2 protein-coding genes are annotated in these 17,416 nt (G+C 52.1%); both read left to right on the forward strand.

The window, feature by feature from the left end; translation table 11 throughout:
• Nucleotides 1-16 precede the first annotated feature (16 nt).
• Nucleotides 17-1,294, forward strand: a complete 1,278-nt coding sequence (locus ACOQOZ_RS00390) for a hypothetical protein (RefSeq protein ID WP_420588250.1) — start codon at nucleotides 17-19, stop codon at nucleotides 1,292-1,294.
• The gene (locus tag ACOQOZ_RS00395; protein ID WP_420588251.1) at nucleotides 1,291-17,355 is read left to right on the forward strand and encodes a PLxRFG domain-containing protein; all 16,065 of its coding nucleotides are present in this window, start codon (nucleotides 1,291-1,293) and stop codon (nucleotides 17,353-17,355) included. The genes ACOQOZ_RS00390 and ACOQOZ_RS00395 overlap by 4 nt, the downstream gene beginning before the upstream one ends.
• The last annotated feature ends 61 nt before the right edge of the window (nucleotides 17,356-17,416 follow it).

Raw genomic sequence — 17,416 nt, forward strand, 5'->3', positions numbered from 1 at the left:
CGGCGGCATGACCGCCATGAACAACGCTTTTGACTCCAAAGCCAGGCGCGATGCCCTGAAAAGACAACAGAAGCAGCAGGAGGACCTGCGTAATTTCGCTGCGGTGTCACACATGTATAAGGGCATGAATGCAGAACAGAAACAGATGATGCAACAGGCGGTGGTGGACAAAATGAACGCCAGTCCTGATGTACAGAAAATCCTGTCCCGCAATGTTGGTTACAACGAGCAGAAGCGCATCAGCTCGAAGTTAGGTGAAATGACCAGTGGTGGTTTTGTGCCATACGTGGATGTGGTGGATGGCCGCACAGGGCAGGTCCTGCGCACAGCACCTTTAACCGAGTTCGGCAGCAGTGATAAAGACGATCCGCCACTGGTCATGAGCAATCAGGACTTTATGACCACCATGGGCAGTGTCCTGGGAGAAGATGATTTTGGTCTGAAACTCGGGGCGCAGATATTGCAGGCCGGTGGGCAGTTACCGGAAACCCCTGAAACCCAGGAAACCTTCAGGCTGCTGGAAAAGAACGGAATGTTGATTCAGGAAGGCAGTAAGTCCGGTTACAGAAATATTGGATACATCAACAAATCCGGTGCCGGTTCAGGTTCAGGTTCAGGTTCAGGTTCAGGTTCAGGTTCAGGTTCAGGTGCCGGGACCCGTAAGGACTCGATGAAGCTGGAAGATGGCAGCGAAATTTCCTGGTGGGACGTGAATGGCAGAATTATTGAGCGGTACATAAACCCTGATGGCTCCAGAAGGCAACCCATGGATGTTACTGAAGCATGGAATAACGTGAAAACCCGTACCGGCAGTCTTAATGATGAATACGCCAGAAAATACTATGGAGAACCGCAACCGGACCAGGCGACCGGTTCACAAAAAACACCCATACAGGGACAGGGTGTGCTGCAACCTGAGCATCTGAAGGAGGGCATGGAAGAGACATCTGATGCGGAAGAAACGACTGATCCAACACCGAAAGAAACTCCAAATCCGAAGGCCTCACCAAAACCAAAGCCTGAAGAAACGCACAATTCAGAAGACAATCAAAAGCCTAAAGGAATTCGTTTTACCAGCCACAGAGGCTCAAATTCCGGTGATAACCCTTATCTCCATGACGAAGAGGTCAGGAAAAGGTATATGGATCAGCGTAACCGGATAGCCAGGGAAGCCCCTGAACTTCAGAAGAAGATTGATCAAGCCAGGGAACAAGCCAGGAAAGAAGAAGAGGAACGACAAAAACGTATAGCTGAATATCGGTCACAATTACGGTCAGGAGTAAGTGCGCAATGAGCTGGCAACAGGAATGGCAGGGCATCACCGAAGGTGCTCAGTACCAGGGCAGCGACGATTCTCAGCGTGAGGCGATGCGCAATGATTTCTTTGCCCGGCGCATTGCGCCGAATTTTGCGCCTTACGAGCAGCAGGAAGTTAAAAACCTGTTTGATCAGGATACTGCGCCACAGGGTAATCCGGATGCCACCTTCGCCGGGGAATCCCTTAACCTCCTGAAAGCCGGTCTGCTCAGTTCCATTGCCGATACCGCACAGGGATTCACCCTTGGCCACAGTAACCGTCTGGCTGACTGGATGCGGACAGGCGCTGAAGAATCTATGCAGCAGGTGTCGCCTACCACTCTGGAGGAGATGGAGAACACCGGTTTTGATTACGACCGGGAAAACGGTCTTTCCATCAAAGACGACTCAAGTTTCCGTGGTCTGTTGGGTCTGACTATGCAGGGCCTTGGTTCCGTGGGAACCAGCGTGGTGGGCGGTGGTTTGCTGGGCAAGGCAGTGGGCCTGGCCGGCAGGGCCGGTGCCGGCAGTGCTGTTGCAGGTCGTCTGATCTCCGGCAGCGATAAAAGCATCAGGGCTCTGACCGCCAGAAAAAATTACGACCGTGCGCAAAGTATTATCAATGCCGCAGAAGCAGGAACCCGCGTGGGCACCCATGCCGGATTCAGTGGCATGAGCAGTGCCATGATGGTCGGCAGTGTCGCATCCCAGAGCTATGGCGAAGTAATGAATATGCCGGATCAGGAAATCCGGAAGCTGGCTCCCTTTCAGAAACTGGTGCAGGAGGAAACAACGCGATACCCGGATAATCCGGCCATGGCTGAAGCTGAAGCCAGAAAACGGCTGGCGAAAGAGGTCAGCCTGAGTGGCAGGGGCCTGTCTGCACTTATCGGAGCGGTTACCGGCAATATTGCCAACCCCATGGAAGCAAAAATGTTGTTGGGCAAGGGAGCAACCAGCCGGATCAGTAATGCCATTCGCGGCGGCATGGCTGAGTCCGTGGAAGAATTTACTCAGACTGCCGGACAGGAATATCTGTCGAACAAAGCTCAGGCCGAAGTGGCAGAACGGGATATTGATGTCATGGATGGTGTTATCGGTGAGGCTGTCAGCAGCATGGTGATCGGCGGTCTGACCGGCGGCTCTTTGGGCCTTGCTTCCCGTCCGGGCAGGATTGCCACAAAAGAAGATGTGCAGGTCAAAATCAACGATGCCGACATCGAGATCGACAAACTGAAACAGCAGTTGTCGGATGAATCCCTGAAGGACACTGAACGTGACCAGGTGGCTCTGGAACTGACCCGGCAGATGCGTGAAAGACACCGGAACCTGAAGGAGTTTGCAAAAGCCCCTACTGCGGAACAGGTCGCCAGGAGGAAGAAAGGCAGGCCTGATCCGGAAAGTGATACCGGCCAGAGCCAGCCCTCCTCAAATGCCCGGAACTGGGTTTATCCTGATATAGAAAAACGCCTTTCCACTGCCCGAAATGAATACCGTAAGGCTCAGACAGACTACAGCAGGTCCATGGCGAAAGGCGGCAATGATGTTCTGGCCGGATATTACGAGAGCCAGCTGAGGAAGAAACAGGATCAGGTTAATCACTACCAGCTGTTTTACGACCACCGCAAAAACCAGCAGTATTTCCAGAGCAAAGAGCAGTTTGATGACTGGATCAACCGTGTCTCCCTGGGCGGCACCGAGACCAGCATTGCCATGAATGAGCTGCAGCTCAGGAAAACCGCACAGCCCGTTAAGGACGGGATGCTGAACATCCGTCGTCAGATTGAGGCCAAACGGGAAGAAAGAGCAGCCCGCAGGCCTTTGCCTCAGCCCACCCTGCAGGAGCGGTATCAGGCGCGTAAGAAGGAACAGCACATTGACCAGCAGGAACAGGCATGGGAACAGCTTCAGCAGGAAATGGAAGTCGGGAAAATGTTCGGAAAGCATTTACGGGGAATGGCTTCTCTGAAAGAGCGTGGAAAATTGATGGCTGGCAGTAGTAAAGCATTAGCGATTTATCGTGAGAGTCTGGCTCAGAAAAAGAAGCAGGAAGAAGCGTTGATCCGTAAGCAGGAAGAAGATCGTCGTTACAAAGAAAATCAGATACGGGCGGAGGAAGCAGCAAGAGAGCGTAAGTACCATAAACTGAAATCAGAACAGGAACGTCGTGATAAAAAAGAGCGTGAAGCCAGAACCTATGAACGGGAACGTCGTCGTGTTCAGACGTTACTGACAGAGAAAATCCACTTTAAGCAGCAAAATATTGGCCGGTATCAGGTTTGGCCGGTCGGTAAGGATAAATTTGCTGTAGGTGGTATCGACCCGGATGAATCCGGAGCGATGCATAATCTGGGTGGCTACCGGGATGAATCAGGCACCTGGTCATTCCCCAGAAATCGCCGTGTTGATGTGCTGTCCTCTCTGGAATCAATGGCGAAAAAGCCAAAAGCCAGGCAGAAGAAAAAATCTGAAGCTAAAACCAGGTATCCGAAAACTGAGCGCAAACAACAGCGTCGTCGTCAGACTGAGCAGGAACGACAGCTCAGAAAAGAACTGGCCGCTTCTAAAGCGCAACGGCAGAGCGATCAACAGTTCAGTCGGGAGCTGGCAGCAGAATGGGTAAGACCGACAGCCAGGAAAATCCTGGCAGCACGTCGTAAGGCCAGGCAGGATGCGGTCACTAAACGTATTTCTGATCTTCAGGCTCACCTGGATGTATCTGTGGAGCCTGCATTTGAGAGGGTGTCTGAGCAGTCCAGAGAATACATAGCCAAAGCGCAGGAAGCGGAAACTGCTAAAAGAGGCATGGCTGATAAGCTGGAACAGGAGCAGCGTAAGAGCAGGCAGCAGGAGAAGCAGGAGCAGGTGCTCCATCAGCGTCGTTTGAATGAACGGCACTGGCAGCAGGTAGAGATAGGCCCGTATCAGGTATGGGCTGCTTCTGATGACCATTTCATGGTCAGTGGTGCCATGAAATCAGAGTCTGCCAGAATGCGCGATCTTGGCGGATTTTTTAATAAGACTCTGGCCAGTTGGCAGTTCCCGAAAGACAGCAGGTTTGAAATTGAGTCGGCATTGCAGCAGATGGCGAAAGATTCCATACCTGTTAAGGTGGAAACCTTTACACCTTCTGAGAAAGAGCGAAGAAAGCAGGCCTCCCGTCTTGAGCAGGGCCGAAGGGAGTATCGACCGGAACCCAAAGCTACTGAGAAAAGATCTCGCCGTGAAGTGGCAAAACGTGAAATCAAGCGTCGTTTAGAAGCTGGCTGGCTACCGGGAAGCCTGAAACGGTTAGCGAACACAGAGCATCGCCTGAAAAATCCTACCGTGAAACAGCAGCGTCGGCAGGCAGCACAGGCTGTGGCAGAAGGCAGAAAGTACGGTAGCCTGGTCGATTTGTTTAAGGCCGAGCGAAAGTTAGTTCGTAAGCGTGTGATCAAAGCGATCGAACATATCACCGGAGAGAAAGGCAGGACAGCCCTGAATGAGCTTATGCTGCGTAGTTACCGACAGCGTGAAGCCAATAAAGAAGCATCTGAGCCGCAGATTCCCGAGCGTACAGAGGATACCGGCCAGGAACATAAAAAACCAGAGGCCGAAAAGAAAAACCAGTTCGACCGGATCATTGATGACTGGCTGGATCAGCCGGTCAGCCATAGCTATCAGAATCAGTCACGCACGGAATTTGCCGCTCTGGAAGCTACCCATATCCGCACTGACTCCAGTGGCAACAAAGAGCCGGTTCGGTTTGTTGAGCTGAAAGACGGTGAACCCCTGTATATCACTGTCCGCCGGAATGAGATTACTGACAGGGCCGGAAAGTTTCAGCCTATCCCGGGTCGTGATTTCCTGTATAAGGATGACTGGCCAGGCTACGAACCCACCAATAAGCCGGAACCTCCAGGACTGAAGAAACTGCGTGAAGACGTTGAAGCCGAAAAAGACCGTCGCATAAAAGAGAAGGAAAAAGAATTTCGCCGGCCAAAACCTTATCCGAAATCTGAAGCGACCCACCTGTACAGTCCGAAGGGCGGTGAAAAACAGCTGGTTAAGAAAGTTCCTGATGCCGGCATGGATGGATGGTGGCGGACACCGGATGGCCATTTAATGTTTCTGGCCGGAGAGAAGAAACGGCTTAAATCACTGGAGGAGATCAGGAAGGATAAAGAACGCCAGCGTAAGGCGGCTGAAGCGGAAGAACGCAAAGCCGCTCTGGAAAAGGCCAGGGAGTTGCAGGATATAGCCAGACAGGAGGCTAAGAAAAAGGAACGGTTTAAGAACAGCTTCCTGAGCAGGCATCTGATTAATCATTTCATCGGGGATAATGGCCTGCACCATGATCCGGCAGAATCCGGACTCACCATTAAAGAGGGCAAAGGCGATTTCCACTTTGTTGATGACAGCGGCAACCGGTTGTCTGCCAGAGCACTGACCGGCTATGTGGATGCTATCAGGGATGGTTTCTTTAAATACCAGCCATCGAAAAGAGCGAAACCGACCAAACTGCCCACCATTCGCCAGAAGAACCTGCAGGATAAAGAAGTGATCGGGAACGGAAAAGGGGAGGCCTGGAACAAAGCACGCAATGCAAAAGCGCAACTGAAAAAACTGGGACTGGAAAAGACCCATTATGTGTCCGGTGATTCCGGCTATTTCGTTATCCGGAAAATACCCGATCTGTCCGGCATCAACTGGGAATACCTGTCCTATGAAAATCGGGGAGCCATTGAAACCATCATGGTGCCTGCTAATCTGGAACCCGGGCAGGCGGCACAGATAACAGATTACACAGGCCAGCGGGTGATTCAGTACCGCAAGCCTGAACAAATGATCATTGAAGGCGGTGCTGAGCCAAAAAAAGGCGATCCGGTAATCAGGCTGACAGGTGCCAGGGAAGAATTTTTAGAACGCCTTGCTGAAACTGCACCGTCTCAGTCAGCAGGAGAAGGTCATGGCGTATCAAAAGGAAGCAGCAAGCCGCAAAAAACAGCGGCGAGTGAAACGCCGGCAGGAAAAACAGTTAATAAAACTGCTGAATCAGGCCGTGTGGAACCGGGAACCGGAAAAACAGAGGTTGCCAGAGGAATAACAGAGCAGCCGGGAGAGATGGATGATGGTCCCGGTGTACCGGATATTTCCGGCATTAAGAAGCTGAATCCGGAGACTGCCAAAACGGTGGAAGCAGAAGTGAAGGCGCAGGCCGGTAAAGAACCTTTAGAGCTTGCTTCTCTGAAAGGCGACTGGGACAGTATTGAACAACAACTCCGTGATGCTCTGCTGGCTGGCCAGCACGTCACGGAAGGTTGGTATACCTACCAAACTGAAGACCTTAGTCATACAAAAGGCGGCGGTTGGGTAATGATCGTTACGGAAAATGATACCGGCGATGCTTACCAGAAAGGAGGTGCCGGTCAGTCAGTCTGGTCTCAGACCGATGCCGTGGATGCTGTTATTAAAAAACTGGCTCCCCAATCCACTGAAGAAACAGAGAAAACAACGTCTGTTGCTGAGGAATATTCTCATGTTAAGGATTTAGATAAGGCGATCAGTCAGTTTACAAATACCGGACAGGTACTGGATTACCTGATAAAAAATACATCGGGTGTCAGAAAAACAGTGGCGCAGAAACTAAAGGATTCCGGTATCAACGTTCCCTTCAGATATGCCGATAAGGCATTTTTGAAACAGGCTGTGTCAGGACTGGACGAAGCAACCCGTTATGCCATTCTCAGACTTAGAGGAAAATCTGGTTTTGGTCTGTATACGTTCGATAACAAAACGGTCAATATAAAGGCTCTTGACCAGCTGGGCGGGCTTGTCTCGTTCGATACATATGCCGGTGCTCTGCTGCACGAAATCACCCATGCCGCTATTGATGGCAGACTGTCAGACCGGTATCACGCACGGGATCTGGATTTATCCAATCCGATAGACCGCATACATGACATATACGATGTTGTGTTCCGTGCCTCTTTAAGAAACGGTCATCTCAACGATTATGGCATGAAAGATTCTGAGGAATTTATTGCTGAAGCGATGGGAAATGCTGATTTTCAGGCATACCTTAAAACCATTAAATACGGGAAATATCAGAGCGTCTGGAGTGCATTTGTTCATGCCGTTCGGGATATACTCGGCTTGCCGAAAGAGTCAAAGACTGCCCTGGAAGCGGTGCTTCAGGCATTTGATGAACTTTCTGCACCAGAGACAACAGGAGCAAAACATGAGACCGGACGCAAGAGCAGCGATGAATCACTGGCAGGAACACCTGCCGGCAAAGTACAGGATGCTGAAACAACAGGGCAGGCTGAAGCAGGAAGCGGAAAAGGTAGCAGGCCAGGCAGCGGAAATGATGGTAACACTGACCGGACAGGGGCTGAACCATCTGGAAGCCAGGGAGATCGTGGAAAGGGAGCTGATTTATCCGGAGCCTCCACAACCAGCGAATCCGACCTCAGGCAGCGAACCGGAGGTGTAGCGTCCGGAGCGACTGACTTCACTATCGACAGCAAAATCGCTGAAGATATAGCCGGCGGTGGTCGTAAATCCTTCAGTGAAACTCAGCGGTTTGATGACAATATTGCTGCCATCAGGTTGCTGCAGGAACTGGGAGATCGTCCGGCCACTGCTGAACAGATGGAAGTGCTGGCGAAATATGTAGGCTGGGGAGGCCTGCAGGCTGCATTCCCTGATGAGGCCGGTAAGACCCGCAAAGGCTGGGGAAAGAAGGCGAAGCTGCTGAAGGAGCTGCTGACAGAAGATGAGTACCAGGCTGCAATGGCCTCCACTCCCAACGCTCACTACACCACACCGGAAATCGTTAATGCCATTTACACCGCTACCAACCAGTTTGGTGCCCATTATGGCCGTGTGCTGGAACCCTCAGTAGGCACCGGCAATTTCATTGGCCTGATGCCACCGGATATGCGTGGTAACTCCAATATCTCTGCCGTTGAGCTGGACGTGATCAGCGGCAGGATCGCCGGCAAGCTGTATCCCTCCGCAAAGATCAATACCCCTGTGGCCTTTCAGGATTTTGATCTGGCCAACAACTCCTACGATATAGTGGTCGCTAATCCGCCATTCGGATCAACCACCATTACAGATGCCAAACGGAAGGATATTTCCGGCTGGCGCATTCACAATTACTTCCTCGCTAAATCCATGGATGCGTTGCGCCCTGGTGGGGTAATGAGTGTGGTTGTATCCAAAGGCTGGATGGACAGCAATTACAACCAGAAAGGCCGTGACCGGATGTTCCGGGATGCGAAGCTGACAGGTGCCTTCCGGATGCCCGGCAACGCCTTCAAATCGAATGCCAATACCGATGTCACTACTGATCTGCTGTTTTTCCAGAAGCGGGAGATTCCCCTGAGTGAGGAACAACTGAAGGCACCACCTGCCACAGAGATTGATTTCCGCAATAAGGCTGCATTTACCGGGGCTGACGGATCAACCATGAACATTAACCAGTATTTTTCCGACAACCCGGACCGGATACTGGGCGATGCCATCACCAGTGAGACCGGCATGTACGGCCCCGGTGCCAGGGATGTGGTTATAGTCAGAGAAGGTCATGACTGGCAAAAGGCCCTGAACGACGGCATTGGTCAACTGCCGAAACGTATCTTTAACCCGGAGCACAACGTCAGCATTGATCTGGCACCGGATACCAGCATGGACATCAATCATGCTGATGTCGGTGGTATCTATCTGTCCGATGACGGCAAACTGATGCGTCGTGATCCGGACGTGGAAGGCAAACAGTATGGTGTGCCGGTGACCGGCTACACCAATAGCAACGGCGAGTTTATTGCTTATAAGAAAGGTGATATTACTAAACTGAACCAGTTGTTACCCATGGCCAGAACCGCCAGGGAGCTGATTCAGAAGCAGATCACTGAAGTGGCAGACCATGAGCTGAAGCTGTTAAGAGATAAGCTGAATCAGCAGTACGATGAATTTGTTAAGAAGAACAAAGCATTAAACCGGGATGCTAACAAACGACTGCTGTATAACAGCGATCCCACCATTGCGCCGATGCTGCTGGCTCTGGAGAGCAAATACGAGAAAGAGATCAGCAAGCAGGTAGCCGCTAAGACCGGCCAGACCGCACGCAAAGAGCAGGCCACCAAAGCCGATATTTTCACCCGCCGAACTCAATCCCCCTACTCTTCTCCAAAAACCGCCGACAGCGGCCAGTCCGGCCTGATCATCAGCCTGTCTGAGACCGGAAAGGTCGATATGGCGATGATGGAAAATCTGACCGGAAAGGACAGGGCAGAACTGTATCAGGAGCTGAAAGGCCAGATTTTCCATGATCCGCAGGCCGGATGGCAGACCAAAGATGCCTACCTGTCCGGCAATGTGAAGGAGAAACTGCGCCAGGCTCAGGAAATGGTGGCGCAAGGTCATTTTGATGATCTGGGCAAACAACTTGGCACCGACTTCAGGGAGAATATTAAAGCCCTTGAGGCCGTCATTCCGAAGGATGTGCAGGCCACTGACATCAATGTCAGGATGGGCGGTGCCTGGCAACCCCCTTCTGTCATCATGGATTTCTGGAAGCATCTGACCGGTGGTGATGCCAAAGTTTCTTTTGTGCCGCAAACCAATAAATGGTTTTTCAATGGCCATGGCACCAGATCCGACCTGATCCGGAAATGGAGCAGTGAAGGAGCCAGCCCGGCCTGGCTGATCGAACGGGTCCTGAATAACCGCCAGATCGTGGTCAAAAAGAAAGGCCCGGACGATACCCTGATCACCGATAAAAAGGCGACAGAAGCCGCCAACGTGAAAGCCGAGGAAATTCAGGGCGAGTTTGAAAGCTGGCTCTGGAAAGACCCGAAGCGGCGTGACCAGCTAGTCCGAACCTACAACGACACCATGAACACCACCGTCAACCGCACGTTTGACGGCAGTCATCTGGCGTTTCCCGGCAAGGTGTCTGACGACATCATTAAATTCCGCACCACACAGAGCAATGCGATCTGGCGCATGGTGCAGAACCAGGCCACCTTGCTGGATCATGTGGTGGGTGCCGGCAAGACATTCACCATGATCGGCGGTGCCATGGAGATGCGGCGCATGGGGCTGGCTAAAAAGCCGGTGATAGTGGTGCCCAACCATCTGGTAGAGCAGTGGGCTGCGGATTTTGCCCTGCTGTATCCCAACGCCAAAGTGCTGGCCGCAACAGCCAACGACTTCTCCGCCAGGAAGCGGAAACAGTTGTTTGCCATGGTTGCGACCGGTGACTGGGATGCAGTGATTGTTTCACACAGCAGTTTCGGCAAGTTGCCCGGTGATCCTGCCGCAGAGGAAGCCTTCCTTCGACAGCAACTGAAAGACCTTACTGAATCTGAAATCGCTGCCCGTGAGGCAGAGGGTAAGGATTCCCGGAGCACCAAAGAGCTGGCTAACGCCAGGGGCCGGTTGAAGGAGAAGCTGAAAAAGCTGCTGGAAAACACTGATAAAGATACCGGACTGACCTTTCAGGAGCTGGGCATTGATGCCGTGTTCCTTGATGAAGCACACGAATTTAAGAACCTGGAGTTCCAGACTTCCATGAACCGTGTGAAGAACATCAACCCGACCGGCAGCAACAAGGCATCTGATATGTTCATCAAGACTCAGGCCATCAGCAGCAGGGGCGGAAAACTGGTCTATGCCACCGGTACACCGATCAGCAATTCCATGGCGGAAATGTATACCATGCAGCGGTATCTCGGCTACGAGGCTCTGAAAAAGCAGGGGCTGGCGCACTTCGATGCCTGGGCAAAGCAGTTTGGCAGGATTGAGACCAAACTGGAACGCAAACCGTCCGGCAAATATGAGCCTGAGTCCCGCTTCGCCACCTTCATCAATATCCCTGAACTCATGCAGCAGAGCAGAGAGTTCAGTGATGTTATCAATAATGACGACATCATTGCTGCACTGGCGGCAGAAGGGAAAGGCAAGCACGTCCCGAATATCAAAGGTGACAGGCCTGCGAACATAGTGGCGGAGAGGTCTCTGTATCAGGAAGGATACATGGCAGACATCGAGCGACGGTTCGGTGACATGCCCGATGATCCCAGAGAGGATAATCCCCTGAAGGCCACCAATGATGCCCGTAAAGCCGCTCTGGATATGCGGATGATTTATCCGGAGCTTCCGGACTTTGCCGGCAGCAAGATCAATAAGGCCGTTGACTCCATGATGGAGAATTACCACCAGTGGGCGGATGACAAGGGCACACAACTGGTGTTCTGCGACCTGTCCACACCGAAAGGCAGGTCTGCGGATAAATCCATAAAGGATTTCCGGGAAAAACTCACTGAGCTGACAGATAACGCCTTCCTGAAAAACCGCATCAAAAACACCGATCCGGAGGAGTTGTATGACCTGCTGCTGGAAATGTCGGGTGATGACCGGGTGAATGCGGATAAGGCCATGAAGCTGATTGACCGGACTAATCCGGATGACATCAACTCGCTCGGGGCAAAATTTGATGTTTATAACGACGTGAAGAAGAAGCTGATCAGCAAAGGGGTGCCGGCATCAGAGATCGCCTTTATCCATGATGCCAGTACCGACAAGCAAAAGGCTGAGTTGTTTGCTGCCGTCAACAGTGGCAAGGTGCGGTTCCTGATGGGTTCCACTGCAAAAATGGGGGCCGGCACCAATGTTCAGGAGCGTCTGGTCGCACTGCATCACCTGGATGCACCATGGCGACCCTCTGATCTTGAGCAGAGAGAAGGCCGGATTATCCGCCAGGGCAACCGCTTGTATATTCGTGATCCGCAGAATTTCGAAGTGGCCATCAACCGCTATAGCACCGAAATGACCTACGACGTGAATATGTGGCAGACCCTGGAGATTAAGGCGAAGTTTATCGGGCAGATCAGAAATGGTGATTCCAGCGTCCGTGAGGCTCAGGACGTAGCCGGTGAAGCGGCCAGTGCCGCAGAAATGAAGGCGGCCAGCTCCGGCGATCCCCGCATTCTGGAGCAGGTGGAAATCCAGCGTCGTCTGGGCACCTTGCAGAACCTGCGCCGCAGTCATCAGCAGGAACAGCTTAATGCCGGCATGATGATGGAGTTTAAGCAGCGGGAGCAGAACCGGCTGACTGAATCTGTCGAAAAAATGAGGCAGGATTTCGGTGCAGTCGAACCGGTCAGAAAGGATAAAAAAGGAACGGTTATCCCTTCGTACATCAACACTGATGGCACCAGATACACCAAAACTGCCGATGCGGTTAAAGCGGTGACAGAGACAGTGAATGATGCCATCGGCATGAACCGGGATGAGGCACCACTGGGCACCTACCGTGGTATGGAGGTGTCTTACATGGTCAGCGAATACAAAGGCCAGCCGGCACTGGACGTCTATCTGTCCGGTAAAAGTGGCACGAAATATGCCGCTATAACCAACCGGCTGACCGATGATGACGGCACTTTCCGGATTTCCGGTGTGTTCACCAGCCTGAACAGTGCGATCAGTAAGATTGATAAAATCCGTGAAAACGATGAGCGCAACCTGAAGCAGATTCCGGATGAGATTCAGGGGCTGAAAGAGCAGAAGGACAAACCGTTTAGATACGCTCAGGAATATGAGCAGAAGAAAGTCCGTAATCAGCAGTTGCTGGAAGAGTTGGGTTCTGCCAACCAGACCAATGAAGCAGCAAAAGAGCTGCCTCAGTACAGTCAGCTACAGCAGGAGAAGCAGTACTATGATTCTGCTGTGCAGACTGCTACTGACGATGCCAGCCGCCTTATCCATCAGGTACAGCTATCCAGAGTCAACCGTCTGCTGGAAAGGTTGCAGTATGCCCCGGAAGGGAAGGAACAGGACATTGCTAAAACCGTTGATGCCGGGCTGGAAAAAATAAAATCAGAGACTCAGGACTTGAGTCAGTACGCTCAGGTAGCCAGCCGCTATAGCCTGTCAGACAGCAGGACAGCGAAGAAAAACTATCAGGCTAAGGCCGTTGCCGGAAAACTTGAGAAGGCCATCAGCCATATTGCGACCGTTGTCAGAACTGAGGCCGGACTGCCGGAACACCTGCGACGGCAGATCGAACAGGATGGTGTCTCCGGACGAGTGAAAGGCGTTTACGATCCGGTAACAGATCAGGTTTATGTGGTTGCCGGTAATGCCAGCAGTGTGGCTGATGGTATCCGGACAGCCCTGCATGAAGCCGTTGGCCACAAGGGGCTGCGCAGTCTGCTGGGTGACAGCCTGGATACGGTACTGGATCAGGTTTACCGGTCCCTGTCGCCGGACCAGATCAGCTCCATGCGTGATCAGTACACCAACCAGATTGCCGGCAAACCATCTGCAGAGCAGCGACGGATTCTTGCAGAGGAACACCTGGCACACCTGGCTGAGTCCGATCCGAAAAATAACCTGCTGAAAAAGGCTGTTGCCAGAATACGACAGTGGCTTCGTAAACATTTCCCTAACCTGAAATTCTCCGATAACGACCTGCGCCAGATGGTCATTGATGCCAAACGCCGGGCCGGATTAACAGAGTCTGCCACCGGTCGGACAACACCGGCTCAGTCTGAGGCGACTATTCGTTATCAGATGGATCTGGATAAGGTTGATGAGAATGTCCGTAAAGGCATCCGTGCTGCCAGACAAGTCCTGAAATCACATAAAGATATTCGCTCTGCCATGCACCGGCCTGATATTGGTGATATAGACCTGATCTGGGGGAAAGAAGGGCAGTGGCCACCGAAGAAAAAGGCTCAGGTCAGGAAAGGTCAGAAAGGCCTGGCTCACATTATTGAAGCACGTATCCGGAAAAATAAACTGACGGAGGCCGAGGCCAAAGAGGTTTTGTTTAAAGTCATAGAGACAATGGCCAAAGGTGACATCGTTGACAGGAGCAGGAAAATAGTGGATGGAGTACCGGAGGAACGGCTAAAGATTGAGATGGGACCTTACAGAGCTTTTCTGGTAAATGAAGATACGAACATCAGCAATCATTATTTGCTGTCAGGGTTTGAAGTGTCTGCTTCAGGTGATACCAGGCAGGCTCAAGACAGACCTGGCTCTACGCACAACAGACCTACACGCAGCCGTTCTGAAGTGGGAGCTGAAGCAAAACTCAGTCTAAAGGATAACACAGACAGAAATCAAGGTATTCCTGATAAACCGGAAGCTGCAAGATACAAACTGGATAAGGCCAACCGCATGGATAAGGAGGCCTTTAAGGAAGCGGCGGCGGAGAATCTGACATCCCTGAAAGACAAGATTCTGGACTCTGGGGCACTGGGAACTCTCGGAGGTCGCCAGATCAGACGGGTATTCAGCAGAACCTTTGATGCCATGGGTAAGGGCAACAAAAATCCGCTGACCAAAATTGACTTGCTGACTCAGGCCATGGGCAACCTGCGTGGCCAGTGGGCACATAAGGCCGAAGCCGTTGAGAAAATCTGGAGCAAGCTGACAAAAGATAAGTGGGCGTATCAGAAAACCAACGACATCATGTATGCCTCAACCCTGGCCGGCGTTGATCCCCGATGGGAGGCGTACCGGCCTAAATACGGCACTCAGGACGAGCTGAAATCTAAGATAAAGTCTGCGAATGGCCGCAATAAAACCCGGCTGGAACGCCAGCTCAAAGAAGAACAGCAGCGGCTTAACGATTATAACCAGCTGAGACAGCAATACCTGCTGCTGGGTAAGAAAAACAAGCTGGGCCATCAGGTGTTTGAGCAGGTCTCTGATTTTTACGAAAAGCAGTTTCAGGCCACTCTGGAGGCCATGAATAAACGGGTGGAAGGCATGAAGCTCGATCCCCATGCGACCGGACAGTTGAAAGCAGAAATACAGGCCATGTTCACCCGCAGCATTGCCGATGGCCCGTACTTCCCTCTGATGCGTTTTGGCCGGTATGCCATTGTCGCCAAAACCAAAGATGGTGAGCACTACAGAGAACATTTTGAGTCGCTGAAGGCGATGAAGATGGGTCGTGTTGAGCTTGAGCGGCAGGGTTATGAGATTGTCAGTACCGGTAAAACCGCAGAGATACAGACCAGCCAGCTGAGTGGTGTGTCAGAGTTTACCGGAAAGATTTATCAGGCCCTGGAATCTGACAGGCTGAAAAACATAGACGACAAGGCAAAGCTGGAATTTATGGATGAGATCAACCAGCTCAGTCTGGCCATGCTGCCGGAACTGTCTGCCGCCAAACGCTCTATGCACCGCCGGAAAGTGCCCGGTTTTGATACCAATGCCCGACGCGCCTTTAACAGTGTTGCATTACACGGCAGTAACCGTCTGAGCCGGATTGAATATGGCTGGCAGATCGAGTCAGAGCTGAACCGGATGGACGATGCAGTCTCTGAAACCAACGCAGACAGCCCGCTGTCAGATGAGGACAAGATCACCGGCCGGGCTGTCGCTACCGAAATGCGTAAGCGGCACCAGGAAAATATGAATCCTAAGGGCAATGCCCTGTCAGCAGTCATTGTCAACGGTTCGTTCCTGATGACCATGGGCGGCTCCCTCGGTGCCGGACTGGTCAATATGACGCAGAATGTGCTGGTCGGGTTGCCAGTGCTGGCGGGTCAGTATGGTTTCCGGAAATCTGCCGGCATAATGATGTCGTCCATGATGGATTATGTGCGTAACGGCAACCAGTTAAGCAAGGATATGGATGCCGATGATTTCCTGAATAATCCCTGGCTGTCCCTGCACAACAAAGACCCTGATGGCAAAATCACTGCCGACGAAATTGCCATTATCAGGGCACTGACTGAAGACGGCACCATCGAAACCTCGCCGGCACACAATATTGCTGCCAGAGCGGGAACCGATATTCAGCCGGAAAGTCAGGTATCCAGAGAGTGGATGAACAAGGCCATGAAAGCCAGCGGCATGTTCTTCCACAATGCCGAAGTGTTCAACCGACAGCTGATCGCTCTGACTGCACTGCGGCTTTACAAAGAAAAGCATCCACTGAAAACCAGAGAGGATATGGAGAAAGCACAGCAGTACGTCAGAGACCAGGTGCTGGATGCCCATTTCGATTACAGCACCTACAACCGGCCCCGGCACTTTAAGGGCAACATGGCCAAGGTCATGCTGATCTTCAAACAATACAGCCAGAACATGACTTTCCATCTGGGCAATGCCTTCCGTGAGGGTTTCCTGGATAAAGCCGCTACACCAGAGGAAAAAGCAGCGGCTAAGAAAGTGCTGTATACAACACTGGGTATGCACTTTGCCTTTGCCGGTGCATTAGGTTTGCCGGGGATGTCCATGGTGCTGGGCGGACTACAGGCCGCATTCGGGGATGAAGACGATCCGGAAGATTTCAAAACAAAAATGCGTAACAATCTGGCAGATGCCGTTGGCCCGACCATGGGACACATTCTGTCGAAAGGCCTGTTTGATGGTGCCTTTAATATCGGTATGCACACCAGAACCAGCCTGAATAATCTCTGGATCAGCGATCCGGGCTATGAAATGACAGCCCGGCAGAAGGGCATGTATTACTTCACCAATGTGTTCGGCGGACCGGCTGCAAACCTGGCCATCAATGCCAGTGTCGGCCTGTCAGAAATGGCGCAGGGCGACACCATGAAAGGGATACAGAGGATTCTGCCGAAATTTATCCGGGATGGAGTCCGGGCCTTTGATTACACCCGTAATGGTATCGTCGATAAGAATGGCCGGGTGATGCAAGACGACTACCGCTACTCAGAGGCCGCTATGCAGGTGTTTGGTATTGCTCCTGCCCGACAATCGGAAATGTGGGATGCCAGTGGTGCCATGACCGGTTACGAGACGGCGCTCAGTAAGCGGCGCAATGACCTGATGCGCAAGCTGGACAAAGCGGTCAGGACCGGAAACAGGCGCATGGAGGCCAGAATCCGCAAAAACATTCAGGTGTTCAACCGCCGGCATGAGGGTGATCCGGTCAGCGGCTGGGCAGTTATCGAAGATAAGCAGATAAAGCGCAGCCTGAAATCAAAACGGCAGGCCAGGGAGAATGCCGTGTTGGGCCGGGACCTGCCTTCGACCCGCAGCGGTATGGTGGAAACGCTCAGGGGATACCAGTATTAATTAACCGGATTTTTCCTTTCCGGCGTGACTCCGTGCCTTTTGAAGGCGATCCTGTGTGAAT

The organism is Bacterioplanoides sp., from assembly GCF_965219715.1.
GTDB lineage: Bacteria > Pseudomonadota > Gammaproteobacteria > Pseudomonadales > Oceanobacteraceae > Bacterioplanoides.

Coding starts and splice junctions, on each gene's coding strand:
- ACOQOZ_RS00390 (WP_420588250.1), top strand. CDS start 17: ATGAACAACGCTTTTGACTCCAAAGCCAGGCGCGATGCCCTGAAAAGA.
- ACOQOZ_RS00395 (WP_420588251.1), top strand. CDS start 1,291: ATGAGCTGGCAACAGGAATGGCAGGGCATCACCGAAGGTGCTCAGTAC.